General features: G+C 54.4%; 23 protein-coding genes and 1 pseudogene. 13 read left to right on the top strand and 11 right to left on the bottom strand.

Annotation, left to right across the window (positions count from 1 at the left end; genetic code table 11):
* Positions 1–147 precede the first annotated feature (147 nt).
* Positions 148–1,815, top strand: coding sequence for a methyl-accepting chemotaxis protein (locus DMB82_RS14340; protein ID WP_116156546.1), 1,668 nt, complete (start codon positions 148–150; stop codon positions 1,813–1,815).
* Between the two features lie 147 nt (positions 1,816–1,962).
* Here the strand turns inward: DMB82_RS14340 and ybfE are convergent, their stop codons facing one another.
* Both ybfE and ybfF read right to left on the bottom strand, forming a co-directional pair.
* On the bottom strand, positions 1,963–2,244 hold the full coding sequence (gene ybfE, locus DMB82_RS14335) for a LexA regulated protein (RefSeq protein WP_010285457.1): 282 nt from the start codon (positions 2,242–2,244) through the stop codon (positions 1,963–1,965).
* Positions 2,245–2,534: 290 nt separating this feature from the next.
* Positions 2,535–3,302 carry an esterase gene (gene ybfF / locus DMB82_RS14330; protein ID WP_102116675.1) on the bottom strand — a complete coding sequence of 256 codons (768 nt, stop codon included), beginning with the start codon at positions 3,300–3,302 and terminating at the stop codon, positions 2,535–2,537.
* Between the two features lie 260 nt (positions 3,303–3,562).
* Here ybfF and seqA point away from each other — a divergent pair, with 260 nt between their 5' ends.
* Both seqA and pgm read left to right on the top strand, forming a co-directional pair.
* Positions 3,563–4,102, top strand: coding sequence for a replication initiation negative regulator SeqA (gene seqA, locus DMB82_RS14325; protein ID WP_116164318.1), 540 nt, complete (start codon positions 3,563–3,565; stop codon positions 4,100–4,102).
* Between the two features lie 47 nt (positions 4,103–4,149).
* On the top strand, positions 4,150–5,793 hold the full coding sequence (gene pgm / locus DMB82_RS14320; RefSeq protein ID WP_116164316.1) for a phosphoglucomutase (alpha-D-glucose-1,6-bisphosphate-dependent): 1,644 nt from the start codon (positions 4,150–4,152) through the stop codon (positions 5,791–5,793).
* Positions 5,794–6,017: 224 nt separating this feature from the next.
* Here pgm and DMB82_RS14315 read toward each other — a convergent pair whose 3' ends face one another.
* The 8 genes and pseudogenes from DMB82_RS14315 to kdpF all read right to left on the bottom strand — a co-directional run bounded on the left by DMB82_RS14315 (position 6,018) and on the right by kdpF (position 15,704).
* The gene (locus tag DMB82_RS14315; RefSeq protein WP_102119601.1) at positions 6,018–7,223 is read right to left on the bottom strand and encodes an ISL3 family transposase; all 1,206 of its coding nucleotides are present in this window, start codon (positions 7,221–7,223) and stop codon (positions 6,018–6,020) included.
* 138 nt (positions 7,224–7,361) lie between these two features.
* A pseudogene (locus DMB82_RS14310) lies at positions 7,362–7,502 on the bottom strand (EamA family transporter); the annotation flags it as partial.
* A 118-nt stretch (positions 7,503–7,620) separates the two neighbouring features.
* Entirely contained in the window at positions 7,621–8,301 is a 681-nt protein-coding gene (gene kdpE, locus DMB82_RS14305) for a two-component system response regulator KdpE (protein WP_102116673.1), read from the bottom strand.
* 5 nt (positions 8,302–8,306) lie between these two features.
* Positions 8,307–11,069, bottom strand: coding sequence for a two-component system sensor histidine kinase KdpD (gene kdpD / locus DMB82_RS14300; RefSeq protein WP_102116672.1), 2,763 nt, complete (start codon positions 11,067–11,069; stop codon positions 8,307–8,309).
* Between the two features lie 102 nt (positions 11,070–11,171).
* A complete protein-coding gene (kdpC, locus tag DMB82_RS14295; RefSeq protein ID WP_116163683.1) occupies positions 11,172–11,747 on the bottom strand; it encodes a potassium-transporting ATPase subunit KdpC in 576 nt (191 codons plus the stop codon).
* A 19-nt stretch (positions 11,748–11,766) separates the two neighbouring features.
* Positions 11,767–13,911 (bottom strand): potassium-transporting ATPase subunit KdpB, encoded by a 2,145-nt coding sequence (gene kdpB / locus DMB82_RS14290; protein ID WP_116156547.1) that lies wholly within the window; start codon positions 13,909–13,911, stop codon positions 11,767–11,769.
* Positions 13,912–13,926: 15 nt separating this feature from the next.
* Positions 13,927–15,615, bottom strand: a complete 1,689-nt coding sequence (gene kdpA, locus DMB82_RS14285) for a potassium-transporting ATPase subunit KdpA (RefSeq protein WP_116163681.1) — start codon at positions 15,613–15,615, stop codon at positions 13,927–13,929.
* The gene (gene kdpF, locus DMB82_RS14280) at positions 15,615–15,704 is read right to left on the bottom strand and encodes a K(+)-transporting ATPase subunit F (protein ID WP_014914657.1); all 90 of its coding nucleotides are present in this window, start codon (positions 15,702–15,704) and stop codon (positions 15,615–15,617) included. Before kdpF ends, kdpA begins: the two co-directional genes overlap by 1 nt.
* A 423-nt stretch (positions 15,705–16,127) precedes the next feature.
* On the opposite strand from kdpF, the gene DMB82_RS14275 reads away from it, so the two are divergent.
* The 10 genes from DMB82_RS14275 (at position 16,128) to DMB82_RS14230 (ending at position 24,244) form a co-directional block, all read left to right on the top strand.
* Positions 16,128–16,334: a YbfA family protein gene (locus tag DMB82_RS14275; RefSeq protein WP_102116668.1), complete on the top strand. Its 207-nt coding sequence runs from the start codon at positions 16,128–16,130 to the stop codon at positions 16,332–16,334.
* A gap of 280 nt (positions 16,335–16,614) precedes the next feature.
* Positions 16,615–17,574 (top strand): YbgA family protein, encoded by a 960-nt coding sequence (locus DMB82_RS14270; RefSeq protein ID WP_102116667.1) that lies wholly within the window; start codon positions 16,615–16,617, stop codon positions 17,572–17,574.
* Positions 17,575–17,595: 21 nt separating this feature from the next.
* Positions 17,596–19,062, top strand: a complete 1,467-nt coding sequence (gene phrB / locus DMB82_RS14265) for a deoxyribodipyrimidine photo-lyase (protein WP_116163679.1) — start codon at positions 17,596–17,598, stop codon at positions 19,060–19,062.
* Positions 19,055–19,798: a type 2 GTP cyclohydrolase I gene (locus DMB82_RS14260; RefSeq protein ID WP_102116665.1), complete on the top strand. Its 744-nt coding sequence runs from the start codon at positions 19,055–19,057 to the stop codon at positions 19,796–19,798. The genes phrB and DMB82_RS14260 overlap by 8 nt, the downstream gene beginning before the upstream one ends.
* Positions 19,799–19,954: 156 nt before the next feature.
* Positions 19,955–20,611: a 5-oxoprolinase subunit PxpB gene (gene pxpB / locus DMB82_RS14255; protein WP_102116664.1), complete on the top strand. Its 657-nt coding sequence runs from the start codon at positions 19,955–19,957 to the stop codon at positions 20,609–20,611.
* Positions 20,605–21,549, top strand: a complete 945-nt coding sequence (gene pxpC / locus DMB82_RS14250; RefSeq protein WP_116163677.1) for a 5-oxoprolinase subunit PxpC — start codon at positions 20,605–20,607, stop codon at positions 21,547–21,549. The genes pxpB and pxpC overlap by 7 nt, the downstream gene beginning before the upstream one ends.
* Positions 21,539–22,276 carry a 5-oxoprolinase subunit PxpA gene (gene pxpA / locus DMB82_RS14245; RefSeq protein ID WP_102116662.1) on the top strand — a complete coding sequence of 246 codons (738 nt, stop codon included), beginning with the start codon at positions 21,539–21,541 and terminating at the stop codon, positions 22,274–22,276. Before pxpC ends, pxpA begins: the two co-directional genes overlap by 11 nt.
* A gap of 28 nt (positions 22,277–22,304) precedes the next feature.
* Complete coding sequence (pcp, locus tag DMB82_RS14240) at positions 22,305–22,952, top strand: pyroglutamyl-peptidase I (RefSeq protein WP_116163675.1); 648 nt, start codon at positions 22,305–22,307, stop codon at positions 22,950–22,952.
* Between the two features lie 59 nt (positions 22,953–23,011).
* Positions 23,012–23,803, top strand: a complete 792-nt coding sequence (gene nei, locus DMB82_RS14235) for an endonuclease VIII (protein WP_116163673.1) — start codon at positions 23,012–23,014, stop codon at positions 23,801–23,803.
* A gap of 15 nt (positions 23,804–23,818) precedes the next feature.
* Positions 23,819–24,244, top strand: a complete 426-nt coding sequence (locus DMB82_RS14230) for a bleomycin resistance protein (RefSeq protein ID WP_102116659.1) — start codon at positions 23,819–23,821, stop codon at positions 24,242–24,244.
* 54 nt (positions 24,245–24,298) lie between these two features.
* On the opposite strand, the gene DMB82_RS14225 is transcribed toward DMB82_RS14230, so the two are convergent.
* Positions 24,299–25,585 carry a citrate synthase gene (locus tag DMB82_RS14225; protein ID WP_102116658.1) on the bottom strand — a complete coding sequence of 429 codons (1,287 nt, stop codon included), beginning with the start codon at positions 25,583–25,585 and terminating at the stop codon, positions 24,299–24,301.
* Between the last annotated feature and the right edge of the window lie 529 nt (positions 25,586–26,114).

The following is a 26,114-nucleotide window of genomic DNA, read 5'->3' as shown; positions in this document are numbered from 1 at the left end:
TGAATTAGCGTGGTTTTTGAGTTTTCAACTCGGTGAAATGTGAACGCTAGGGAGAAGTGACTTGTTTCATGTTATGAATTTTCTGATTCATATCGGTTGATTAGCGATAAAAATCTTTTTAACCATTTTCCTGATTTGGAGTGAACGATGAAACTTATAAAAAATATTGCCATCAGAACCGCGATGCTATGGGTGCTGGGCATTTTTTGTGTTCTTTGGGGGGGCGTATCAATATATACCATGTTCTCTTTTAAAGAGATGACGGCGACCTCAAAAACCAGCACTTTGTTGGTTCAGAACATGAATTTTATCAACCAGGGCAACGATCAATATTTCCGTATGGTAACCCGTCTGGCGCGTGCGGTTGACGCGCGTCGCAGCGGTGATAATGCCACCGCAGATAAAGAGCAGGCTTCAGCACTTGTCGCGCTGGATAAACTGAAATCTGATTTGGTGGCGTTTAATGCTATCGACCATGCGGATCTGGATGCAGCGCTAGTACAGGCCGTCAGCCGTGACTGGAATAACCTCGTGACTCAGGGGGTTGAACCGCTTTACCAGAAGGCCGCTTCCAACGCGCTGGATGACTACCAAAATCAGGCCAAGAACGTTGTGCCGCCATTGAGCCGTCAGTTTGGCGTCTCTCTCTCCGCATTCAGTAACGCCAGCGCAGAGAAATTTGATGCAGCGGGTGTTCGTTTTGAACAAATCACCACGATTGGGCAGAACATTTTACTGAGTGGATTGGTTATCGGTCTGATTATGCTGTTCCTGACCGACCGCTATCTGGTGATGTGTCTGGTTCGTCCATTGAACGATCTGCGTTATCACTTTAGCGCGATTGCTTCTGGTCATTTGGGTAAACCGATTCTGGACTTTGGTAATAACTGTGTCGGTCGCTTGTTCCCATTGCTGCGTGAAATGCAGGGGAGTTTGGCCAGCACGGTTAGCACGATCAGAAACAGCACGGATTCCATCTATCAGGGTGCTTCTGAGATTGCCGCAGGCAACAACGATCTGTCTTCACGTACCGAAGAGCAGGCTTCCGCGCTGGAAGAAACCGCGGCGAGCATGGAGCAACTGACAGCAACGGTGAAACAGAACGCCGAAAACGCCAACCATGCCAGCCAACTGGCATTGCAAGCGTCGACAACGGCGAAGAAGGGGGGTGAAATCGTTGAGAACGTGGTGAAAACCATGGCGGAAATCTCCGGCAGCTCGAGAAAAATCGCAGAGATCACCACCGTGATTAACGGCATCGCGTTCCAGACCAACATTCTGGCGCTGAACGCGGCAGTAGAAGCGGCGCGTGCAGGTGAACAAGGTCGCGGGTTTGCCGTGGTGGCGGGCGAAGTACGCAGTCTGGCGCAGCGCAGTGCGCAGGCGGCGAAAGAGATTGAAGGACTGATTTCTGAGTCTGTTCGCTGTGTGGATACTGGTTCCAATCTGGTTATCGACGCGGGTGACACCATGCAGGATATCGTCCGTGCGGTAACCAACGTGACGGATATCATGGGTGAAATTGCCTCTGCCTCGGAAGAACAAAGCAAAGGGATAGCACAGGTTGGTCAGGCGGTGGCGGAAATGGACAGCGTAACGCAGCAAAACGCCGCGTTGGTTGAACAGGCCTCGTCAGCAGCCTTGTCGCTGGAAGAGCAGGCGGCGCTGTTGAACCAGACTGTATCGCTGTTCCAACTGTCTGATACGCAGTCAGGACTGCAAGTGAGGGCAAAACCGGTGCAGAAAACGCCAGTGATTGCACCGCGTACAGGCAAGGCGCTACCGCCCAGTAACGACAACTGGGAAAAATTCTAAGCGTCGTTTTAATCTGAGATAGCGTGTGTAATCTTGGGTGAATGTTCAGGCGGCGTCAGGAATGGCGCCGCACAAGATGTGAATACAACGTTATTTAAATACAACGTTATTTAAATACTACGTTATATAAATATCAGATTACGTCAATCAGGATTGCTGTTCGGCCAACTGCGCCAGCAGCATCTCTTCAATCAATTCACTGCGGCTAATGTTCCGCTCTTCAGCAAGGCTGTTCAGGATATCGACGGCGTCGCTGTTAATCTTTAATTCAACACGGCGCAACCCACGAACTTTGTCGCGACGTAGTTGATTACGCTTGTTGATTCTTAGTTGTTCGTCACGCGTGAGCGGGTTGGTCTTGGGGCGGCCCGGACGTCGCTCGTCTGCGAACAGATCCAGTGTGGTGCGATCCGTTTGTTCTTTTGCCATAAGTAATGATACTGCAAGGTATTCGGACCAAAACACACAGCGCTGTCCGTCTTGTTCAAAAGATAAAACCGATGCCTATTCTCATCCTGCTACAGGGTTGTCAGGTGGCGGTTTTCTATCTGTGAAACATATCGGGAAGTTATACGTGCATTCTGATGAAGTGGTTACAATGCTTGTGGCTGAATCAGCCGTCCCTCTACTGCGGGGGCCATCATACCCTAGCCGCACTGGCGGCGACAACGGTTAACTGTCGCCGTTATCGTGAATCCGCCAGTGTCAGTATCGTCTGGTTAATTTGTGTCCAGAAAACGGTGGATAGTGCGCAAAACCGCATCGGGTTTTTCTGAATGAACCCAGTGACCGGCACCGCTGATCACATGCGCACGCGCCGCCGGGAACTGGCGAAGCAGTGAATCGCGGTAGGAATCGTCCAGATAGGGAGAATCGCCGCCGCGAATGAACAGGATTGGCCCTTGCCAGGCTGGAACGTCTTGCCAGCCGACGATATTTTCGTATTCATCCCACAAAACAGGTACGTTAAAACACCACTCTCCCTGTTGGAAGGATTTCAGCAAAAACTGAATCACGCCGTCTTCTTTTATATGCTGTCGCATTAATGCTGTCGCTTCCGCGCGTGATGTCACACCCGCTTCGGTTACGGCACGCAGTGCGGCAAAGATAGTGTCGTGGCGGCGCACCTGATAATCCACCGGCGCGATATCAATGGCGACCAACTTGTCCAACCGTTCGGGAATGAGCGCGCTGAGCGCCATGGCGACTTTTCCGCCCATCGAATGCCCAATAACAATCGCGCGTTCGATGTTGAGTTCATCCAGTAATGCCAGCACATCCTGTGCCATCGCGGGGTAGTTCATCTGCGATGAACGTGGCGACAAACCGTGATTGCGTAAATCGATTTGCAGAATGTCATGCGTGTTTTGCAAATCCCGGCCCAATACACCAAGGTTATCTAATGTGCCAAACAGGCCATGAATCAGGATGACAGGAAGTTTATCTGTGGGCTGGTGCGCATAAAGCCTACGATGATTCAATTTCATGGTGAAGTTCATTCAGAGAGACATGGGCTTAGGGTATCATGACTTTAGAATGAATGTTGTCACTGAAGGGGCAGCAAGGAATGAAAGGCATTGGGGCATAGTCTGACTTTTGGTATTGTCCCACTATGCCGCTGTTCGATAATGTTTGAACGCCTGTATAATCCTTTTGATTTGAGTCATCTACCCATCAATGTCGGGTTACAGAAGGGGAACGTCTCTGTAATTTGCATGATAATGGGTAAAAACAGCACTGGATAAAGATGAAAACTATTGAAGTCGACGAAGAGCTTTATCGTTATATTGCCAGCCACACACAGCATATTGGTGAGAGCGCATCAGATATTTTACGGCGCATGCTGAAATTTACTGCTGGGCAGCCTGTCACAACGCCTGCGGTAGCGGCTGCCGCAACGACGACAACGTCTCAGCCTGCGGCTGCGCCGAGCCCGCGCGATCGGGTACGAACCCTGCGTGAGCTGCTGCTGTCGGATGAATACGCTGAACAGAATAAAGCCATCAATCGCTTTATGCTGGTTCTGTCCACGCTGTATACCCTGTCGCCGCAGGAATTTGCTGCCGCGACAGAATCTCTTCATGGCCGCACCCGAGTCTATTTCGCGGGCGACCAGCAAACCTTGCTTCAGCATGGCACACACACCAAGCCCAAACATATCCCAGGCACGCCATACTGGGTGATCACCAACACGAATACCGGTCGTAAACGCAGCATGGTTGGGCACATCATGCTGGCAATGCAGTTCCCCGCAGAACTGACAGAAAAAGTGTGCGGAACCATCTAACTATCTATTAACCACTTATCTAACCACAGCGTTAGGGAGAAGCGCCAATGGCTAATCACCCAAGGGCCGGACAGCCTGCCCAGCAGAGCGATTTGATTAATGTGGCACAGTTAACGTCACAATATTATGTGCTGCGCCCAGAAGTTGGCAACACAGCGCACGCGGTGAAATTCGGTACGTCTGGCCATCGCGGTAGCGCGGGGCGTCATAGCTTTAACGAACCGCACATTCTGGCAATTGCGCAGGCGATTGCAGAAGAACGTAAAAAGCAAGGCATCAGCGGCCCGTGCTATGTTGGTAAAGATACTCACGCGCTCTCCGAGCCGGCGTTTATCTCCGTGCTGGAAGTGTTGGCTGCCAACGGTGTGGATGTGATCGTGCAGTTGGATAATGGCTTTACCCCAACGCCTGCGGTGTCTAACGCGATTCTGGTTCACAATCGTCAGGGCGGTGCGCTGGCGGATGGCATTGTGATTACGCCGTCCCACAATCCGCCGGAAGATGGTGGGATCAAGTATAATCCGCCGAACGGTGGCCCTGCGGATACCAACCTTACCAGTGTGATTGAGACGCGTGCGAACGTGTTGCTGGCGGATGAACTGCGTGACGTGAAACGCATTACGCTGGATCAGGCATTGAAAAGCGGGCACGTCCATGAACAGGATTTGGTTCAGGCCTATGTAGAAGGGCTGGCTAGCGTGGTGGACATGGCGGCGATTCAACGCGCGGGTCTGAAGCTGGGCGTCGACCCGCTGGGTGGTTCCGGCATTGCCTACTGGCAGCGTATCGCAGAGCACTACAAGCTGGATTTGACGCTGGTTAACGATGCCGTCGATCAGACATTCCGCTTTATGTCGCTGGATCACGACGGTGTGATCCGTATGGACTGCTCGTCAGAATTCGCGATGGCTGGGCTGCTGGCGCTGCGTGACAAATTCGATCTGGCTTTTGCTAACGATCCTGACTATGACCGCCACGGTATTGTCACGCCTTCTGGGCTGATGAACCCGAACCATTATCTGGCAGTGGCGATCAACTATCTGTTCCAGCATCGTCCACAGTGGGGGCAGTCTGTTGCCGTCGGCAAAACGCTGGTATCCAGCGCAATGATCGACCGCGTGGTCGCTGATTTGGGCCGTAAGCTGGTGGAAGTGCCGGTTGGCTTCAAATGGTTCGTTGACGGTCTGTATGATGGTAGCTTTGGCTTCGGTGGTGAAGAGAGTGCTGGGGCTTCTTTCCTGCGCTTTGACGGCACGCCGTGGTCGACGGACAAAGACGGCATCATTCTGTGTCTGCTGGCGGCGGAAATTACGGCCGTGACGGGCAAAAACCCGCAGCAGCACTATGATGAGCTGGCACAGCGCTTTGGCGCCCCGAGCTACAACCGTATTCAGGCTTCCGCGACGCATGCGCAAAAAGCGGTGCTGTCTAAGCTGTCGCCTGAGCAAGTATCAGCCAGCACGCTGGCTGGCGATCCGATTACCGCACGCCTGACCGCTGCGCCGGGCAACGGGGCATCGATTGGTGGCCTGAAAGTGATGACGGAGAACGGCTGGTTTGCTGCGCGTCCTTCCGGTACGGAAGAAGCCTACAAGATCTACTGTGAAAGTTTCCTCGGGGTGGAACACCGCGAGTGTATCGAGAAAGAAGCGGTAGAGATTGTCAGTGCGGTACTCGCAACGGCTAAATAAGTGAAAAGGCGCTGCTTGCAGCGCCTTTGAGGTTGCTGACAAAGTCGTAGAGCGGGAATAACGGATAGATCGTAAAGACGCTGTAAACACGTCCCTGTGCGCTCGGATTGCGCCATCCCTGGCGCAAACGCTTTACTCTTCTATTCCGTTATGCCCGTTTTCATTCGGTAAATAGGTTTGTCAATGGTCTGAAAAGGCGCTGCTTGCAGCGCCTTTTTTAAGGTTCATCGCGCTTTACCGGGGAACGCTGCTTTAATTTTCAGGAAGAAGTAGTCGTTATCCCGGTATCCATAAGCCATTCGCTTTAGTACCTTGATTTTGTTATTCATCCCCTCCAGCACACTCGTATTCAGACGATGTTCAGCACTGGCGATTATCCCGCTCACGTAGCCCTTGAGCTTATCTGCGAACTGCTGCAGCGCTTTTATATCGCTCTCCTGAGACTGCCTGTACCATTCATCCCAGCGATGCCGGGCGACCTCCTTATCCGGCGCATACCACAGCTCTTTCAGCGCAGTTTTCATCACGTACACGGTGTTCAGCGGCTGGTTTGCCTCCAGCAACTCTGCCAGCTTTACATCATGACCTGCTGGCAGATTTTCAGCGTTACGCAGCAACAGCCAGCGACTGCGCTTGATAACCTTCCGGGCTTTCGCGTTGTCACGTAGCTGATTCGCCTGGTCAACCCGCACCCTGTCGATGACCTCGCGACCGAACTTCGCCACCACGTGGAACAAGTCATAGACCACTTCCGCCTGTGGGCATTGCTCCCTGACTTCAAGGTCCAGCGCCGTGTTCATGTCCATTGCGACAGACTCGATAGCCGCGCAGCCTTCCGGTCCCAGCCAGGTGAAGAACGGGCGGAAGGCCGCGCGGCTGCGACCTTCCCCGACCCACAGCACCTGCTGCGTATCAGCGTCCACGACCACAGTGGCATAGCGATGACCTTTAAACAGGGCGAACTCATCCATTATCAGGCGACGAAGTGTATGTCGCTCTGGCTCCTGCAATTCCCGACGCAAACGGCGGAGGTCGATATTCTTGATGGTGTGCCAGTGCAGGCCTGTCAGCTGTGCTACGTGCTTCACGGGGAGTAGACGGCTAAGAGACTCAACCCAGACTGATAATGTAGAGGTGTAACGCTGCCTCTCAGGCAACCAGGAGATACGTTCGGTGGCAACACCGCAGCAGGCGCAGCGAAGACGACGAACAGGAACCAGAAGCGTGACGCGCCAGTGCAGCAAATCCCGCTCACGAACCTGACGTACAGAGACATCATGAACGGCACAGTCTCTTCGGCCACACCGGCGGCACTGGGGTGTAAAACTGGGTTCTGGGCGAAGCGTAATAAGCAGCGCATCAGATGAGGAATGGGAAAAGGAGTCAACGGTAAAGCCTTCCCAGAAAAGGGAAGAGAGGTTAGCATTCATGGCAGACGGCGGTTGAGTGGTCGGTTAGTGTTTTGGCGAATACAAAACTAACCACTTTTACCGCCGTTTTCTATTGGTTCACGCTTAAGCGCGATGAACCATTTTTAATCGTGTACGGACAGAAAACGCAGAATGCCTTTATCCCAACGCGACAAGTAGCGCTCCGACGGAAATCAGCGCCACTCCAGCTCCCGCCACCAGCGAAATTTTTTCTCCCAGCAGGATGACTGCCAGCACGACAGCGAAGATCACGCTGAGATTATCGATCAGAATAACCTTGCGGTGCACACGGCAGACAGCAAAGCGTAAATTAACCAACTACTTATGGCGGCATATTCCTGAAGAAAAGACAGTCTCGTACTACGGAGAGGATCTTGCCTGATACAGGAAGAGGATTTTACGGCATAAAACGATAGCCGATAGCGGTTTCAGTCAAGAGATGACGCGGTCTTGCGGGATCGCTTTCCAGCTTCTGGCGCAGGTGCCCCATATAAATGCGCAAATAGTGGCTATGCTCGACGGCGTTCGGCCCCCAAACCTGCGTCAGGAGCTGGCGTTGCGTCAGCACTTTGCCGGGGCTGGCGAGCAGTGTTGCTAGCAGGCGAAACTCGATAGGCGTCAGGTGCAGTTCCTGACCACCGCGATTCACCTGTCGATTAAGTAAATCGACAGTAATATTACTGAAGCTCACCAGCGGCGTTTCCTGCTGCATATTGCTGTGGCGACGCAGTGCGACGCGCAGCCGTGCCAGCAGCTCGCCGATGCCGAATGGTTTTGTCAGGTAATCATCGGCACCGGCATCCAGCGCATCGATTTTATCCTGTTCGTCGGTACGGGCAGACAGCACAATCACGGGCAGGCTGCTCCACTGACGTAAATCGCGGATGTAGTCGATACCGTTGCCGTCCGGCAGGCCCAAATCGAGAATAATCAGATCGGGTTTGCGCGTGGCCGCTTCCAGCAAGCCGCGCTGCATCGTTTCGGCGTCAAACACGCGGCAGCCTTCGCTTTCCAGCGCTTGACGAACGAAACGACGGATCTCTTTTTCATCTTCAACGATCAGAATAGTGGCCTGCAATGGATTTAGTGCTCCTCAATATCTTCTGGTTCGAGATCCGGCGGTGCCGACAGCGGTAGGGTGAAATGGAAAGCCGCGCCGCCGTTTTCTGCATTTGTTGCCCAGATACGACCGCCGTGAATTTCCACAATCGCTCGGCAAATCGCCAGCCCCAGTCCCACGCCGGGAATCGATGACTCTTTGTGTCCGCGGGAAAATTTATCAAAAATCATGCTTTCCTGACCGTGTTCAATTCCCAGGCCATTGTCCTGCACGATGATTTCCAGCGCGCTTTCCTGCGTATCGGGCTGTGAGGCTGTACTCTCTGGAACCCAATTTGCTGAAATAATGCTCGCTGAAATCACGATGGTGGCCTGTTCGCCAGCGTACTTCAGCGCATTCTCCAGCAGGTTAATGAATACGCGTTCGACCAGCCCTGCATCACAATAAACCAGAACCATCTCATCAGGTAGATTAACCTGAATGGTGTTTTTCGCCAGTGCGCTTTCCAACTGTTGTAGGGCACTGCCGATAAGCTCCTCCGGCGTTTGCCACTCTTTGCGCAGGTTAAAGCCATCCGACTGAATACGCGCCATATCGAGAAGATTATTCACCAGCCGCGTGGTGTTTAAAATGTGCTGGCGAATCTGGTTGGCTTGCTGAGCATAAGGCGACCCTACGCTTGCCAGATTCAACGTCAGAATCTCGGCCTGACCAAAAAGGACAGTCAGCGGTGTGCGGAGATCGTGGGAAAGTGCAGCAAGCAGCGAGTTACGCAACTGCTCACGCTCGGCATCCAGCCGGGCATTTTCCGTACTTTGCATCAGGTGCAGACGTTCCAGCGCATTAGCAATCAGCACGGTAAAGGTTTCCAGCAGGCGCTGCTGCTCGGGGATCATCAACTGCCGAGCGTTATTCGGCTCGATTGCCAACACGCCGAAGATTTGCTGTGTGGTGGCGAGCGGCAGGATCTGATACGACACGCCGGGCAGGGTGGATGTTCCCGCTCCGGCAGGCGCGCGATGATCGAAGCTCCAGCGGGCGACAGCATGATCGACAATCAACTGCTGGCTGTCCCGTGTAGGCTGCGCAAGTTTGGGCGACGTATGATGAAGGCTGTCGGCGAGCAGAATCGCGATCCTGGCCTGAAACGTCGTGCTGAGAAAATGCTGGCTGGCTTCGACGATATCGGTGCTGGACAGGCTGCGGTTTAGCGCCTTGGACATCTCATACAGATGGCGGACGCGCTGCTCGCGATAGCGGGCGACTCTGGCCTGATAGCGTACGCCAGCGGTCAGATTACCGACCAGCAAGCCGACGCTAAGCATCACGGCAAACGTGACCAGATATTGCGCATCCGACACGGCAAACGTGCCGTGCGGCAGGACAAAGAAGAGGTCGAAACTGGCGACGTTGATGATAGCGGCGAACACCGACGGCCAGCGGCCAAAGACGTGCGCGACGATCACCACGGCTAGCAGATAAATCATCACCAGATTGACCGGCTCCAGCATGGCAAATGGCGACCACGAGGCGAGCAGGGTGATGAAGGCACACAGCAGCGTGGCGAGCCCACAGCCAAACAGCTGCATACGCCATTTCTCTACCAATCCGCGGGTATCCGGTGTTTTTATCGGCGTGGCTGGCACGTCATCTTGCACGGCGACCACGACCAGATCGAGGTCCGGTCCCAGCCTGCCGAGCCGTTCGGCAAAGCGGGTGCGCCACCACCAGCCGAAGCGCTGCTCCACATGGCGACCAATGACGATTTTGCCGAGATTATGTTCACGCGCATAGCGTAGGACGGCAAGCTCTTCGTCGGGTTCGGACAGCGTAACGGTTTCTGCCCCTAAATCCTGTGCCAGCTTGAGTGCCCGCAAGATGGCGCGCCGCTGCGGTTCGGGCAAACGGTGCAGACGCGGCGTTTCGACGTAAACGGCGTGCCAGGCGCTGCCCAACCGTGCCGCCAGCCGCGCGGCCGTACGTACTAGCTTTTCATTGCCCGTGCCGTGGCCGATGCATAACAGAATAGCATCGCGCGTATGCCACACCTGCTCACGCCCTTTTCCGGCACGCATCGCGCGCATTTGATCGTCAACCCGATCCGCCATGCGCCGCAGCGCCAGCTCACGCAGGGCGATCAAATTGCCTTTACGGAAAAAGTTCTCGATGGCGCGCTCAGCCTGAAGCGGCAGATACACTTTGCCCTCATTCAGGCGCTGGCGCAGATCGTCCGGCGGCAAGTCCACCAGAATCACTTCGCTGGCTTGATCGAAGATTGGATCTGGCACGGTTTCCCGTACGCGAATCCCCGTGACGCCGCCGACCACATCGTTCAGGCTTTCCAGATGCTGAACATTCACCGTGGTAAAGACATCAATACCTGCATTGAGCAGTTCCTGCACGTCTTGCCAGCGTTTTGGGTGGCGAGAGCCGTTTACATTACTGTGCGCCAGTTCGTCGATCAGAATCAGAGCCGGACAGCGCGCCAGTGCCGCATCCAGATCGAATTCAACCGTGTGGCGACCGTGATGGCGAAAATGCCTGAGCGGCAGCAGCGGTAAACCCTCCAGCAGCGCGGCGGTTTCGCTGCGGCCGTGGGTTTCGACCACGCCGACAAGAATATCTAATCCCTGCGCCCGTAGCCGCTGGGCTTCCTGCAACATGGCATAGGTTTTCCCAACGCCCGCGCAGGCACCAAAAAAGATCTTCAGCTTGCCGCGCGGTGGCGCACCGACCTGAGCCAGCAGGCTATCGGGATCCGGGCGACGATCTTCACCGTCAATCATGTTCTATCCCTTATTAGCGCGGCCTGAACGGTGCTCAGGCCGTAGCAAAGACGGCGGGGAGTCTGGCTCCCCGTATAATAATTAATAGTAACGCACTGTCGATTACGGCAGGGGCTTTTCCTTATCCAGCGCCAGATTCAGCAACAGGACATTGACCGCCGTCTGCCCAATGAATGCGGGCTTACTCGTCTCAGTAAAACGATCGATCAGTTGCTGTACCTGCTGGAGTGACATCCCTCTGGCCTGCGCGATATAGAGTGCCTGATAGCGTGCTGCCTCTGGGGAAATCTGCGGATCCAGCCCGCTGCCGGAGGCCGTCAACAGTTCAGCTGGCACCGGCTGCTGGTTGCCGATCGCCTGATGCCAGTGATCGGCGCGTTCACCGATCAGTTTATCCAACGCCGGATTGCTGGCGGCCAGATTGCTACCGCCGGACGCCAGTGCGTTATACGGGGCATCTGACGTGGCCGACGGACGCCCCTGAAAATAGCCCGCCCGACTGAACGATTGCCCGATCAGGGATGAACCGACGACGGTATTCTCACGGTAAACCAGCGATCCGTTTGCCTGTGTGGGGAACAGCCACTGTGCCAGCACCGTTGTCAGTAGCGGGTAGGCCAGACCGGTAACCAGCAGTAATAATAAGAATAAAAACAAAGAAGAACGTAAATAGCGCATAGCGTATACCCGTCAGTCCTTAAGCCAAATTCAGCCCAGTCAGCAACATATCAATCAGCTTGATACCGAGGAACGGCACCAGCAGCCCGCCAAGACCATAAATCCACAGATTGCGGCTTAACTGCGCCGCGGCGCTCATGGGGCGATAGCGAATCCCTTTGAGCGCGAGTGGGATCAGAAACACGATAATCAGCGCATTGAAGATCACCGCCGACAGCATGGCCGAGGTGGGGGAATGCAGTTGCATCACGTTTAGCGCATTGAGCTGAGGATAGGTGGCAGCAAAAGCAGCCGGGATAATGGCGAAATATTTCGCCACGTCATTGGCGATACTGAACGTGGTCAGCGAGCCGCGCGTCATCAGCATCTGTTTGCCGATATGCACCACTTCGATCAGCTTGGTCGGGTTAGAATCCAAATCAACCATGTTGCCCGCTTCCTTTGCTGCCTGCGTGCCGGAGTTCATGGCCACCGCCACATCGGCCTGTGCCAGCGCGGGAGCATCGTTCGTGCCGTCACCGGTCATTGCCACCAGTCGACCTTCGGCTTGATACTGGCGGATCAGCGCCAGCTTGGTTTCGGGTGTCGCTTCCGCCAGAAAATCATCGACGCCAGCTTCTGCGGCAATCGCCGCTGCCGTGAGCGGGTTGTCGCCGGTGATCATCACGGTTTTGATCCCCATACTGCGCAGCTCGGCAAAGCGCTCTTTGATGCCGCTTTTCACGATATCTTTCAGTTCCACTACACCAAGCACGCGCTTGCCTTCTGCAACGACCAGTGGCGTCCCCCCGCTGCGTGCGACGTTGGATACCGCTTCTTCAACCAGATGCGGGAAGTCACCATTGTTCGCTTCAATGTAGCGACGCAGAGCATCGACGGCACCTTTACGAATGGTGCGCTGACCAAAATTCACGCCACTCATGCGTGTCTGGGCCGTAAAAGGAACAAAGGTGGCGTCTAGCGACGTTAAGTCCTGCTCCGGCAGATTAAAGCGCTGCTTTGCCAACACCACGATGCTGCGGCCTTCGGGCGTTTCATCGGCTAAAGAGGCGAGGCGTGCGGCGTCAGCCAGCGCTTGCTCGGTCACGCCCGGCGCGGGCAGGAAAGCGGAAGCCTGACGGTTACCTAGCGTAATGGTGCCGGTTTTATCCAGCAGCAGAACGTCGATATCGCCTGCCGCTTCAACAGCACGGCCGCTGGTGGCGATCACGTTAGCCCCCAACATCCGGCTCATCCCTGCTACGCCGATCGCTGACAGCAGGCCACCGATGGTGGTCGGGATCAGACAGACCAGCAGAGCGACAAGTACGGTCACACCGACGACATCGCCACTGTTATTCGCCTGTACGCCGAACCAGGAGAACGGGTAGAGCGTGGCAGTCACCAACAGGAAAATCAGTGTCAGCTCGATCAGCAGAATGGTTAAGGCGATTTCGTTCGGCGTTTTCCGACGCTGTGCACCTTCAACCATGGCAATCATTCGGTCGAGAAAGGTTTCGCCGGGATTGACGCTGCACTGAATCACCAGCCAGTCGGACAGCACGCGGGTGCCGCCGGTGACGGAGGCGAAATCGCCGCCGGACTCGCGGATCACCGGCGCGGATTCTCCGGTGATGGCGCTTTCATCGACGGACGCGCCGCCCTCCAGTACCTCACCGTCGCACGGAATGGTTTCGCCCGCGCTCACTAGCACGATATCGCCCTTGCGCAGGCTGTCGGCTGGCACTGATTCTGAGCTGGCATCGTGATGCGGCGCGGCGAGCTTGTTAGCCCAACTGGTTTTCTTGACGCCTTTCAGCGCGTTTGCCTGCGCCTTACTGCGACCTTCCGCCAGTGCTTCGGCCATGTTGGCGAACAGCACGGTAAACCACAGCCAGAGTGACACTAGCCCGGTAAACACGGCATTCCCTTCTGTTTTACCTGCCAGAATAGTCAGCCAGACGAGGGTGGTCAGCATACTGCCGAGATACACCACAAACATGACTGGGTTGCGCCACTGTATGCGCGGGTCGAGTTTCTTTAACGCATCTTTCAGCGCCGAACGGATTAACGTTCTGTCAAACAGCGTTTGCTGTTTACGTTTGCCAACCTGGCGGGAGGCCTCACCCTGTTGGGCTGAGGTCGGTTCCTGTGTTGCCTGATGATTCATCGTGTGACGAGTCATAAAAAGTCTCCAGCCTTAGTGAGTCAGGCCGAACTGTAAATGTTCAGCGACTGGCCCTAACGCCAGTGCAGGGATAAATGTCAGCGCACCAATCAGCAGAACGATGGCGATGAGCATGCCGATAAACAGCGGACTGCGCGTCGACAGTGAGCCTTTGCTTTCCGGCTGGCGTTTTTTCACGACCAATGAACCGGCGATAGCCAGCACGGGCACCATGACGGCAAAGCGGCCCAGCAGCATGGCGACAGCGAGCAGGACGTTATAAAACGGCGTATTGACGCTCAGGCCGGCAAACGCGCTGCCGTTGTTGTTCGAGGCGGAGGACACGGCATAGAGCACTTCGCTAAAACCGTGTGCGCCGGGGTTCAGAATGCCGCTGCGTCCGGCTTCCGTGCTCAGCGCCAGCGCCGTGCCGAGTAACACCAGTGCGGGTGGAATCAGAATCGCCAGTGCCGTCATCTTCATCTCATAGACTTCGATCTTTTTGCCCAGATATTCCGGCGAGCGACCAATCATCAGGCCGGCAATAAAGACGGTCAGAAGCACGAACAGCAGCATGCCGTACAGGCCAGAACCGGCACCGCCGAACACCACTTCGCCAATTTGCATCAGCCACATGGGAACCATGCCGCCGAGGGCGGTGAAGGAGTCATGCATCGCGTTCACCGCGCCCGTTGAGGTGGCCGTGGTGACAACGGCATACAGACTGGAAGTCAGGACGCCAAAACGCGTCTCTTTGCCTTCCAAATTCGCGGCGCTGTCCGCGCCTAAGGCCAGCAGATGTGGGTTACCGTTGACCTCCATTTTCATCACCACGGCAGCGGCGACGATAAAGATTAGCGCCATCGCCCACAGCAGCGCGTGGCCTTGCCGCTTATCGCTGACGGCTTTGCCAAAGGCGAAGCACAGCGCAGTAGGGATCAACAGGATCGCCAGCATTTGCACGATGTTGCTCAGCGCGGTCGGGTTTTCAAACGGGTGTGCTGAGTTGGCGCCAAAGAAACCGCCGCCGTTGGTGCCCAGCAGTTTAATGGCTTCCTGTGAGGCGACGGGCCCCATCGGCAGGGTTTGAGCTGCGCCGTCCAGCGTAGTCAGATGCTGGTAGGGCAGCAGGTTCTGCAATACGCCCTGACTGACAAAGAACAGCGCTAACAGCAGAGACAGTGGCAGCAGCACATACAGCGTGATGCGAAACAGATCGAGCCACGCGTTGCCCAGCGTGTCGACGCAGCGACGGGAAAATGCGCGGATTAACGCGAAAGCGACGGCGATACCGCTGGCGGAGGACAGAAAATTTTGTACCGTTAGACCAACCATCTGGCTCAGGTAGCTGAGCGTGTTTTCGCCGCTGTAAGCCTGCCAGTTGGTGTTGGTCACAAAGCTGATTGCCGTATTTAATGCCAAATGCCACGACAGCCCTGGCATATTTTCTGGGTTAAGCGGCAGAGCCCCCTGTGCCATTAACAGCACAAACAGCACGACAATGCCGATCAGGTTGAGCGTCAGAATAGCCGCCGCATACTGTTGCCAGCGCATCTCCGACGTATCGAAAGCGAAAAGGCGCGCCGTTCCCGTTTCAAACTTTTGCAGGAGCGCACCCGTTTCACCCTCAATCAGACGGGCCAGTCCGCTGCCCAGCAGTTGGGCTACGATCAGTACCGTGAGCAGCAGACCAAAGATCAGTAAAAAAGCGTCAGCGGCCATCAGAATTCCTCCGCCTTCAACAAGGCATAAACCAGATAGACCAGTAACAGCAGCACGAGCAGGCCGCCTAAGACGATGCTAAGCGTCACAACACACCTCCAGAACAGAATAGACAGCGTCAGAGTAGGAAAACGCAGGAAAAGAAGGTGCAAATTTCCTGTCTGTGGGCGTAAAAAAAGTATAAAAATGGGATTAAAAGTAGGCGGTGTAGGCCATAAGGGGGTTGTGGCGTCAGCAAAGTTGAAGGCAACGAGAAGAGAACATTAAAGAAGAGGGAGTAAAGTGATCCAACCTAAAACCATAAATTAACTATTGGTAAGTTTATTTTTAACCTTGCTGTAACTTAATGACGTGATGACGAAAAAAATTGGCGATTATTTCATCTTTTACTGGTCAGATGAGTAGTAAACTTTCAGAAAAGGCGGTAAAATTTTAACCAATGTCACAGTTCTTATTCTATCGTTATGAAAAGCGCCGCTGAATAAGGGGGCTTATCCCAGAGGAGGATCATTATGTCGCTTTATACTGCTTATCCCTTGCACCGTATTCTCCTGCGTCGCGCCGCCGTGATTGCCATCGGCGTGCTGGCGTTACCGGTGATGCTGTTTCGTCGCGATCGGGCGCGTTTTTACAGCTATTTACACCGCGTCTGGCTGAAAACCAGCGATAAACCCGTCTGGATGGCGCAGTCCGAAGCCGCCGCCTGCGATTTCTATTAAGGCCAGCGCGTAAGGTTTCTCGTGTTTATCTGTCATTCTCGGCAGATAAACACGAAAAATGAACCGGTGAAATATCGGTTTAAGGTTGTTTTGACACGGTTTACCCTTTTCCCTTCCTGCATCTTCTTCCGGTATTTCTTCCCAATCTCATGATTTATTACTTTATTCTTCGCTGTGACTGCACAGAATTGTGGTGAAATCCGCTATGCTGATAAGAGCGTTTGTAGAATGCCAACACACGTGCAACTTGAATGAAATATGACGGGTATAAGGATAAATCATGACGCTCGAACTCATCCCTGTTGGTATCAGCGCCTGTTTGCTCGGTAGTCCTGTGCGATTTGATGGCGGACACAAGCGTTTGACGTTTGCTGCTGAACAACTGGCACCCTATTTTCGTTTTGAGCCGGTCTGCCCGGAAATGGCGATTGGTTTACCGGTGCCGCGTCCAGCACTCAGGCTGGTGCGAGAAGGGGAAAACCATATCACGATGCGTGCCAGCAATGGTTCGTCGTTGGATGTTACCCAACAGATGGCGGAGTTTTCCGCTGAAAAAGTCAGCCAGCTTCAGCACTTATGCGGTTATATCGTCTGCGCCAAATCGCCGAGCTGCGGTATGGAGCGCGTGAAGGTTTACAATGAAACGCAAAAGGATGCGCGTAAAAGTGGTATCGGCTTATTTACACAGGAGCTGATGCGGCAAATGCCTTGGCTACCGGTTGAGGAAGACGGACGCCTGCAGGATCCTGGCTTGCGAGAAAATTTCATTGAACGCGTTTATGCGTTACACGAACTGAATCAGCTATGGAAAAACGGGCTGAGCCGTGGTGCGCTGATTGCTTTTCATAGCCGCTATAAACTCCTGTTGCTGGCGCATTCCCAGCCGGAATACCGCGAACTGGGGCCGTTTGTTGCGGGAATCGATAAGTGGGAGTCACTGGAAGACTACATTGTTGAATACCGGAAGCGGTTGATGAAACTGTTGTCAACGCCTGCGACGCGGCGCAACCACACCAATGTGTTGATGCACGTGCAGGGTTACTTCCGACGTCAGCTCAATTCTCAGCAGCGACAGGAGCTGGCGCAGCTCATCAATCGCTATCGACAGGGTTTGCAGCCGCTGCTGGCACCTATCACGTTGCTAAAACATTACATGGCGGAATACCCCGATGCGTATCTGGCTCAGCAGCGTTATTTTGAGCCGTACCCCGAGGCATTACGCCTGCGTTACGGACATTAGTTTGACCGCTCGAGGAATGTCATGACCACGCATGTAGTCTGGCTACGCAACGACCTGCGCGTTACCGATAATCTGGCGCTGTACGCGGCCTGTCAGGATCCTACTGCCACCGTGCTGGCCGTCTTTATCGCTACGCCTGCGCAGTGGGAAAAGCACGATATGGCTCCGCGTCAGGCAGCCTTTCTGCGGGAGAACCTGACGCTGGTGCAGTACGCGCTGGCAGAAAAAGGTATCCCGCTGCATTACCACGAATGTGCTGACTTTGCGTCGTCGGTTGACTGGCTGGTGCAGTTTTGTGCGCAGCAGCAGGCCACCGATCTTTTCTACCATTATCAGTATGAAATCAACGAGCGCCTGCGTGATCAGCAGGTGAAAGATCGGCTGGCCGATAGCGTGGTTTGTCACGGTTATCATGACAGCCTGTTGTTACCGCCGGGTAGCGTGCTGACGGGCAACGGCGAGATGTATAAAGTGTTTACGCCCTTTCGTCAGGCCTTTATCAAACGCCTGCTGGAGTCGGATACGACGTGCGTGCCAGCACCGGAGGCGCGAGGTGAGCCGATCGATAACATGGTGGAACTGGCACCGTTCAGCTATCCGCAGCGCGAAGTGGATAGTGAGGATTTCCCTCGCGGCGAACGTGCAGCATTGCAGCAACTGCGGCGTTTTTGTCGCGAACAGGTGCAGGATTATGACCAGAAGCGGGATTTTCCGGCGCTACCCGGCACCAGCAAACTTTCTCCGTATCTAGCGCTTGGGATCGTATCGCCGCGCCAATGTTTTAACCGTCTGCGTGCTGAATGCCCGGAGATGCTGGAACGGGGTGAGGGGGGAGCATTCACTTGGTTTAACGAACTGGTCTGGCGTGAGTTTTATCGCCACCTGATTGTCTCTTGGCCGCAACTGTGTAAACACCGACCGTTCATCGCGTGGACGCAGTGGGTGAAATGGCGAGAATCGCCGGAAGATTTAGCCGCCTGGCAGCAGGGGAATACGGGCTACCCGATCGTGGATGCAGCGATGCGTCAACTGAATGAAACGGGATGGATGCACAATCGCTTGCGTATGATTTGCGCCAGTTTTCTCGTCAAAGATTTACTGATCGATTGGCGCGAAGGCGAACGCTACTTTATGTCGCAACTGCTGGATGGCGATCTGGCGGCGAATAACGGCGGTTGGCAGTGGGCGGCATCGACAGGCACCGATGCGGCACCTTATTTTCGTATTTTTAACCCGACAACGCAGGGCGAGCGCTTCGACCCTGAAGGTCGGTTTATTCGTCACTGGCTGCCCGAACTAGCGGCCGTGCCGGATAAAGAGATTCATCAGCCCCATCGTTGGGCTGATAAACACCACCATCGGCTGAACTATCCGCTGCCCATCGTCGACCACAAAACCGCGCGTCAGAATACGCTGGTGGCGTTTGAGGCGGCCAAAAACATCGGTATGGCGGATAACGATCGAGAAGAGAAAAGCAAGTATGCGTAATGTGGAATTGGAAAGAATCATTAACGAGAAACTGAGCACGGCGACGTTTCAGGACTACGCACCGAACGGTTTACAGGTTGAGGGACGTGCGGACGTAAAACGAATTGTGACGGGCGTAACGGCCTCACAGGCGCTGCTGGATGCGGCGGTAGAAAAGCAGGCCGATGCGATTCTGGTTCATCACGGCTATTTTTGGAAAAACGAACCGCAGATTGTCTGTGGCATGAAGCGTAACCGACTGAAAACGCTGTTGCTCAATGATATCAACCTGTACGGCTATCATCTGCCGCTAGATGCACACCCAGAACTGGGGAATAACGCACAGTTGGCGGCGCTGCTAGAGATTCAGGTGCAGGGCACGATCGAGCCGCTGGTGCCGTATGGTGAACTGGCGCAGCCCATGACGGCAGATGCTTTTTGCCGCCGTGTAGAAAAACGGCTGGGGCGTAGCGTGCTGCATTGCGGGGATAATGCACCGCAACAGATACAACGCGTGGCCTGGTGTACCGGCGGCGGTCAAGGCTTTATTGAGCAAGCGGCGCGCTTTGGGGTTGATGCGTTTATTACTGGTGAAGTGTCTGAGCAAACGATCCACATCGCGCGTGAGATGGGGCTGCATTTCTTTGCTGCCGGACACCATGCCACCGAACGTGGCGGCATCAAAGCGTTGGGCGAATGGCTGGCGGCACTGCATGGTTTTGATGTGACATTTATTGATATTCCTAACCCCGCGTGAGGGGCTGAAAGTCTCTGTATCACACGTGAATGATGCGATGTCTTCTATGTTGGCACCGTTGTTGCTTCGCTGTTGGGAGGAAAATATATCGGTAAGCAACACTAATCATTTAGCCATGTTCACCATGACGGATAAAACGCGATTCAGGAGGAAAGATTGCAACGAACACGGTGTTATCTTCTGGGCGAGAGGGCTGTCGTTCTGGAACTGGAACCGCCAATGTCGCTGGAGAGCCAGCAGCGGATATGGGGGCTTGCCGAGCGCCTGAATCATCATGAAGAGGTGCTGGAAGCGATTCCGGGCATGAACAATCTAACGGTGCTATTGGCGCATCCGCAGCAGGTGGCGCTGGATGCGATTGAACGCTTGCAGCGCTGGTGGGAAGAGAGTGAATCGCTGGCGTTTGACCCACGCGATATCGATATTCCCGTTGTGTATGGCGAAGAGGCGGGGCCAGATTTGGCGGAGGTTGCCGCTCACAGTGGCCTGACAGTGAGTCAGGTTGTTGAAGCACATGCGGCCGCACAGTATGTGGTCTACTTTTTGGGCTTCCAGCCGGGCTTTGCCTACCTTGGCGGATTAAACGAGAAACTGCATATGCCGCGTCGCGCCGAGCCACGCCTGCGTGTGCCTGCGGGATCGGTCGGGATTGGCGGCGCGCAGACGGGGATTTATCCGCTGGCGACGCCGGGTGGCTGGCAACTGATTGGTCGCACCTCGCTGAAGCTGTTTAATCCACAAACGATGCCGCCAACGTTGCTGCGTCCTGGCGATAACGTTCGGTTTCTTCCACAGAAGGAGGGCGTATGCTGAAGGTTATCCATGCCGGATTGCATACCTCGGTGCAGGACGGCGGTCGCGTCGGTTTTCGCCGTTTGGGTATCAGCCAGTCAGGCGCGCTCGATCTGCCTGCATTGACAATGGCCAACCTGCTGGTGGGCAACGCGGAGAATGCTGCCGCGCTGGAAATTACGCTGGGCAAGTTTACTGCAACATTCACCACCGCCTGCTGGGTGGCACTGACCGGTGCGGACTGCCATGCCGACTTAGATGGCAAACCGCTCTGGACAGGTTGGCGTTTCGCCGTGAAGCCGGGGCAAACGTTGAAAATGCGTATGCCACGTAACGGAATGCGTAGCTACCTAGCGTTATCCGGCGGTGTGGATGTGCCGGAAATGCTCGGGTCGCGCAGTACCGATTTGAAAGCCGGTTTTGGGGGCTTTGACGGACGCTTGCTGATGGATGGCGATGAACTTCTGCTGGGAACGCCGACTCGCGAACTGACGCGAGAAGTCGGTATCAAGCAGCTGTTGTTCGGCAACCGCGTGCGGGCATTGCCGGGGCCGGAGTATCAGGAGTTCAGCGAAGAGATGCAGGAATTGTTCTGGCGAACGTCCTGGCAACTGAGCCCGCAAAGTAACCGCATGGGCTACCGTTTATTGGGCGCAGAGCTAAAGCGTGCCGCATTACCGGGTAGCAAACCGCGCGAGCTGCCATCGCATGGGCTGCTGCCGGGCGTCGTGCAGGTTCCGCACAATGGTCACCCTATTGTACTGCTGGCGGATGCGCAGACAACCGGCGGTTACCCGCGTATTGCGACGGTGATCGAAGCGGATTTATTCCATTTAGCGCAAACCCGACTCGGTGAACCGATACATTTTATTCACTGTACGCAGGCACAGGCGCAAAAAGCGGCCGAAGAACAGCGGCGTTACCTCGAACAGCTGGCGTGGAGGCTGCATGATTATTGATCTGAATGCCGATCTGGGTGAGGGGGGCGAGCATGACGAAGCGCTGCTGAAGTTGGTGACGTCAGCCAATATTGCCTGCGGGTTTCATGCTGGTGACGCACAAACTATGCGTCAGTCGGTGCGTTGGGGGATCGGCTATGGGGTTGCGCTTGGCGCACACCCGAGCTTTCCCGATCGTGAGAATTTTGGTCGCAAGGCGATGAATGTACCTGCGGAAATTGTCTTTGCCCAGGTGGTGTATCAGCTTGGCGCGCTGAGCGCGATTGTCGCGGCTGAAGGAGGAATACTGTCGCACGTTAAGCCTCATGGCATGCTTTACAATCAGGCCGCATACGAACCGGCGCTGGCCGATGCGATAGCCAAGGCGGTGAAGGTGGTGAATCCGGCGTTACGCTTAGTCGGTCTGGCGGGAAGCGAGTTAATCCGCGCTGGGCAACGGTTGGGGCTGGAGACGCGTCAGGAAGTGTTCGCCGACCGCTGCTACTTGCCTGACGGATTGCTGGTGCCGCGCACGCAGGCGGGGGCCTTGATTAACAGCGATGAACTGGCGCTGGCGCAGACGCTGGAGATGATTCAACGTCAGCGGGTCAGAGCGATTGACGGCTCTTGGGTGAACGTGCAGGCGGATACCGTGTGTATTCACGGCGATGGACAACACGCGCTGCTGTTTGCCCGCAAGCTGCGACACTGCTTTAGCCAGCATCAGATCGCTGTTGCGGCGGCATAATCATTATTTTTGTATGGCGGGATAACCGATGAAAACCGTTTTGATCACGGCGTTTGAACCTTTTGAGGGGGAAGCGACTAATCCCTCATGGGAGGCGGTAAAAGGACTTCATCAGCGAGAAATTGGCGGTGCACGCGTGGTGGCCTGCCGTTTATCTTGCGTCTTCGATCTGTCACTGGAACAGCTTTACCGCGCGATAGCCGAATGGCAGCCGGAAGTGGTGATCGCGGTGGGGCAGGCGGGCGGCTGTGCTGATATTTCTGTCGAACGCGTGGCGATTAATATTAATGATGCCCGAATCGCGGATAACCGAGGCAACCAGCCGATCGATACGCCGGTAGTGGAAGGCGGGCCTGCGGCATATTTTTCGACGCTGCCGGTGAAAGCGCTGGTACAGGCATTGCGCGTGGCGGGCATTCCCGCCTCGGTGTCGCAAACCGCAGGGACGTTTGTCTGCAATCACGTGATGTACGGCCTTTTACACCAGTTGCACCAACAGGGTGATACGGTTCGCGGTGGATTTGTTCATATCCCCTATTCACCTGAACAGGCCGCACGACACCCCGGTGAACCGAGCATGCCCACGCCGTTAGTCACGGCGGCGCTGGAAGTGATGATCCAGCAATCGCTGGTGCAGCAGGTTGATATGGCGGTGACGGGGGGCGCCCTGCATTAGTGTAGTTAACCGAGAGTGTGGTTAATTGCGCAATATGTCTGAATTTCAGGGAGTAAGGTATGCCCGAAGGACCGGAAATTCGCCGGACGGCCGATAAGCTGGTTGAGGCTGTTGTGGGCAAAACGCTGACGCGTGTCTGGTTTGCATTTCCAGAATTGAAGCCATACGAGGCAGAATTGGTCGGGCAGCAGGTCAGGCAGATTGAAACGCGCGGAAAAGCGCTGCTGACCTATTTTAGCAATGATCGGGTGTTGTATAGCCACAATCAGCTTTATGGCGTGTGGCGAGCCGTGAGTGCGGGTGAATCACCGGAAACAAAGCGGGATTTGCGCGTCCGGCTGGAAACGCAGGATCGCGCTATTCTGCTCTACAGCGCGTCAGATATTGAAATGCTGACGCCGGAGACGCTCTCGACGCATCCTTTCCTGCAACGTATCGGCCCCGATGTCTTGGATCTCTCACTGACGCCGGAACAGGTGTGTGAGCGTCTGTTATTACCCCGTTTTCGTCGTCGCCAGTTTAGTGGGCTGCTGTTGGATCAGGCTTTTCTCGCTGGGCTGGGGAATTATCTGCGCGTCGAGATTCTCTGGCAGGCACAGCTTGCGCCGCAACACACGGCAGCGCAGTTGAATGAGGAACAGTTGCAGAGGTTAAGTCGAGCGCTGCTGGAGATTCCCCGTTTGTCCTACAACACGCGTGGCACCGTTGATGAGAATCGACATCACGGGGCGATTTTTTCGTTCAAGGTTTTCCATCGTGAAGGGGAACGCTGTGAGCGCTGCGGTGGGATCATCGAAAGAACGATACTGTCATCACGCCCGTTCTATTGGTGCCCGAGTTGCCAGAAGTAATAATGTGAGTGATTTATGCGCAAGATGAATACGTTAATTCCAGAAATGATTGTCTCTGATTTACAAAAGAGTCTGGCGTTTTATTGCCACGTTTTGGGATTTCAGATTGAGTACGACAGGCCTGAAGATAAGTTCGCGTTCCTTTCTTTTCATGGGAGCCAACTGATGCTGGAACAGGATTATTTAACCGAGTCACCCTGGCGTGTGGAGCCTTTAGAACCGCCGTTTGGTCGTGGTATGAATTTATCGATTGAGTGCCCAGATGCTCAGGCGCTGGCGGCGGAGATTGAACGTGCGGGTTATACGCTACGCAGACCCGTGGAAACGTGCTGGTATCGCGATCATGAGGTGTACCACGGGGAAAGTAATTTTCTGGTACAGGATCCGGATGGCTATTTATTGCGATTCACGCAAAGTTTAGGTTGTAAGTCATCCCTTTAGTGCCGTTATAAAAAAAGGCCGGAAAATCCGGCCTTTTTACACGTACTGAATGGATTAGTCGTTTTTCAGATTGGACGTAAAGTCACGTTTGTCATAGCCAGTATACAGCTGACGTGGACGGGCAATCTTGATGCCGTCGGCGTGCATTTCGCTCCAATGCGCAATCCAGCCCACGGTACGCGCCATCGCAAAGATAACGGTAAACATGGAAGACGGAATACCCATCGCTTTCAGGATGATGCCTGAGTAGAAGTCGACGTTCGGGTACAGTTTCTTCTCAATGAAGTACGGGTCGTTCAGCGCGATATTTTCCAGCTCCATCGCCACTTCCAGCAGGTCGTCTTTTCTGCCCAGCTCTTTCAGCACTTCATGGCAGGTTTCACGCATGACTTTGGCGCGCGGATCGTGGTTTTTATACACACGGTGACCGAAGCCCATCAGGCGGAAGGAGTCGTTTTTGTCTTTAGCACGCTCGATAAACGCAGGGATGTGCTCCACGCTGCTGATTTCTTCCAGCATACGCAGACAGGCTTCATTCGCGCCGCCGTGCGCCGGTCCCCACAGCGAGGCGATCCCCGCGGCGATACAGGCAAATGGATTCGCACCAGACGAGCCAGCAGTACGCACGGTAGACGTCGAGGCGTTTTGTTCGTGATCGGCATGCAGGATCAGGATACGGTCCATAGCACGTTCCAGTACCGGATTCACAACATACTCTTCACAAGGGGTGGAGAACATCATGTGCAGGAAGTTACCCGCGTAGGACAGGTTGTTTTTCGGATAAACAAACGGCTGGCCCAGTGAGTATTTGTAGCACATTGCTGCAACGGTCGGCATTTTGGACAGCAGGCGGTAGGCCGCGATTTCGCGGTGGCGCTCAATGTTAATGTCCAGTGAATCGTGGTAGAACGCCGCCAGTGCACCGGTGACGCCGCACAAGACAGCCATTGGATGTGAATCACGGCGAAAACCGTGGAACAGACGAGTAATCTGCTCATGAATCATGGTGTGACGTGTCACGGTGGTCTTGAAGGTTTCATACTGTTCTACCGTCGGGGTTTCGCCGAACAGCAGGATGTAACAGACTTCAAGATAATTCGATTTTTCAGCCAGTTGGGCAATCGGGAAGCCACGATGTAGCAAGATGCCTTCGTCGCCGTCGATATAGGTAATCTTGGATTCGCAAGATGCGGTAGAGGTAAAACCGGGGTCAAACGTGAAGTAACCTTTAGAACCGAGGGGACGAATATCAATCTCATCATACCCCAATGTACCCGATAGGACATTTAGCTCAATTGGATCTTTACCCTCTAGAGTAAGTGTTGCTTTCTTATCAGCCATTTACAGTCTCCTTAGCGCTTTAATTTTAAATATTTTCACTGAAGAAATACCGTCATGCCTGTGCACCGGGCGGATAATGGCCGGTGAAACTCTGTCGTGACACAGTCGTCAAATAGGATACAGAGTAAGGCGGATAGCCGCATTCAGGATGAAAAATTCGTTCTCCAGGTAATTAACGATATTCAGATAAATGCGTTGTGCTCTGAATAGATTGTAGTCATTACCTATGACTTTTACGTGGACTCTCCTCACTGTTACATAAGTTACGCCAGTGTGGAAGTGTCGCCGTCGTGCTTTAACACATCATAAGGAATTCAATCCCCTAGTTGTAATTGAAATGTTGAACTTTTGTCAAATCGGATAATCAATTTTATATTAATTGTGAAATTCGTGATCTAAATCACTGTTCGGGGCAAATGTCACCAAACAGTTTGTATGGGAATTGTAATGGGAATGTGAAGTACCTATACTGCCGACAGGTCTCCGGAATCACCCTGCAGTAGGAGCACCCAGTATGAAAGGATCATGC

The sequence above is a fragment of the Pectobacterium aquaticum genome, assembly GCF_003382565.3.
Taxonomy (GTDB): Bacteria; Pseudomonadota; Gammaproteobacteria; order Enterobacterales; family Enterobacteriaceae; genus Pectobacterium; species Pectobacterium aquaticum.
The sequence above is the reverse complement of the archived record's forward strand: the minus strand, read 5'-3'. Positions and strand labels throughout refer to the sequence as shown.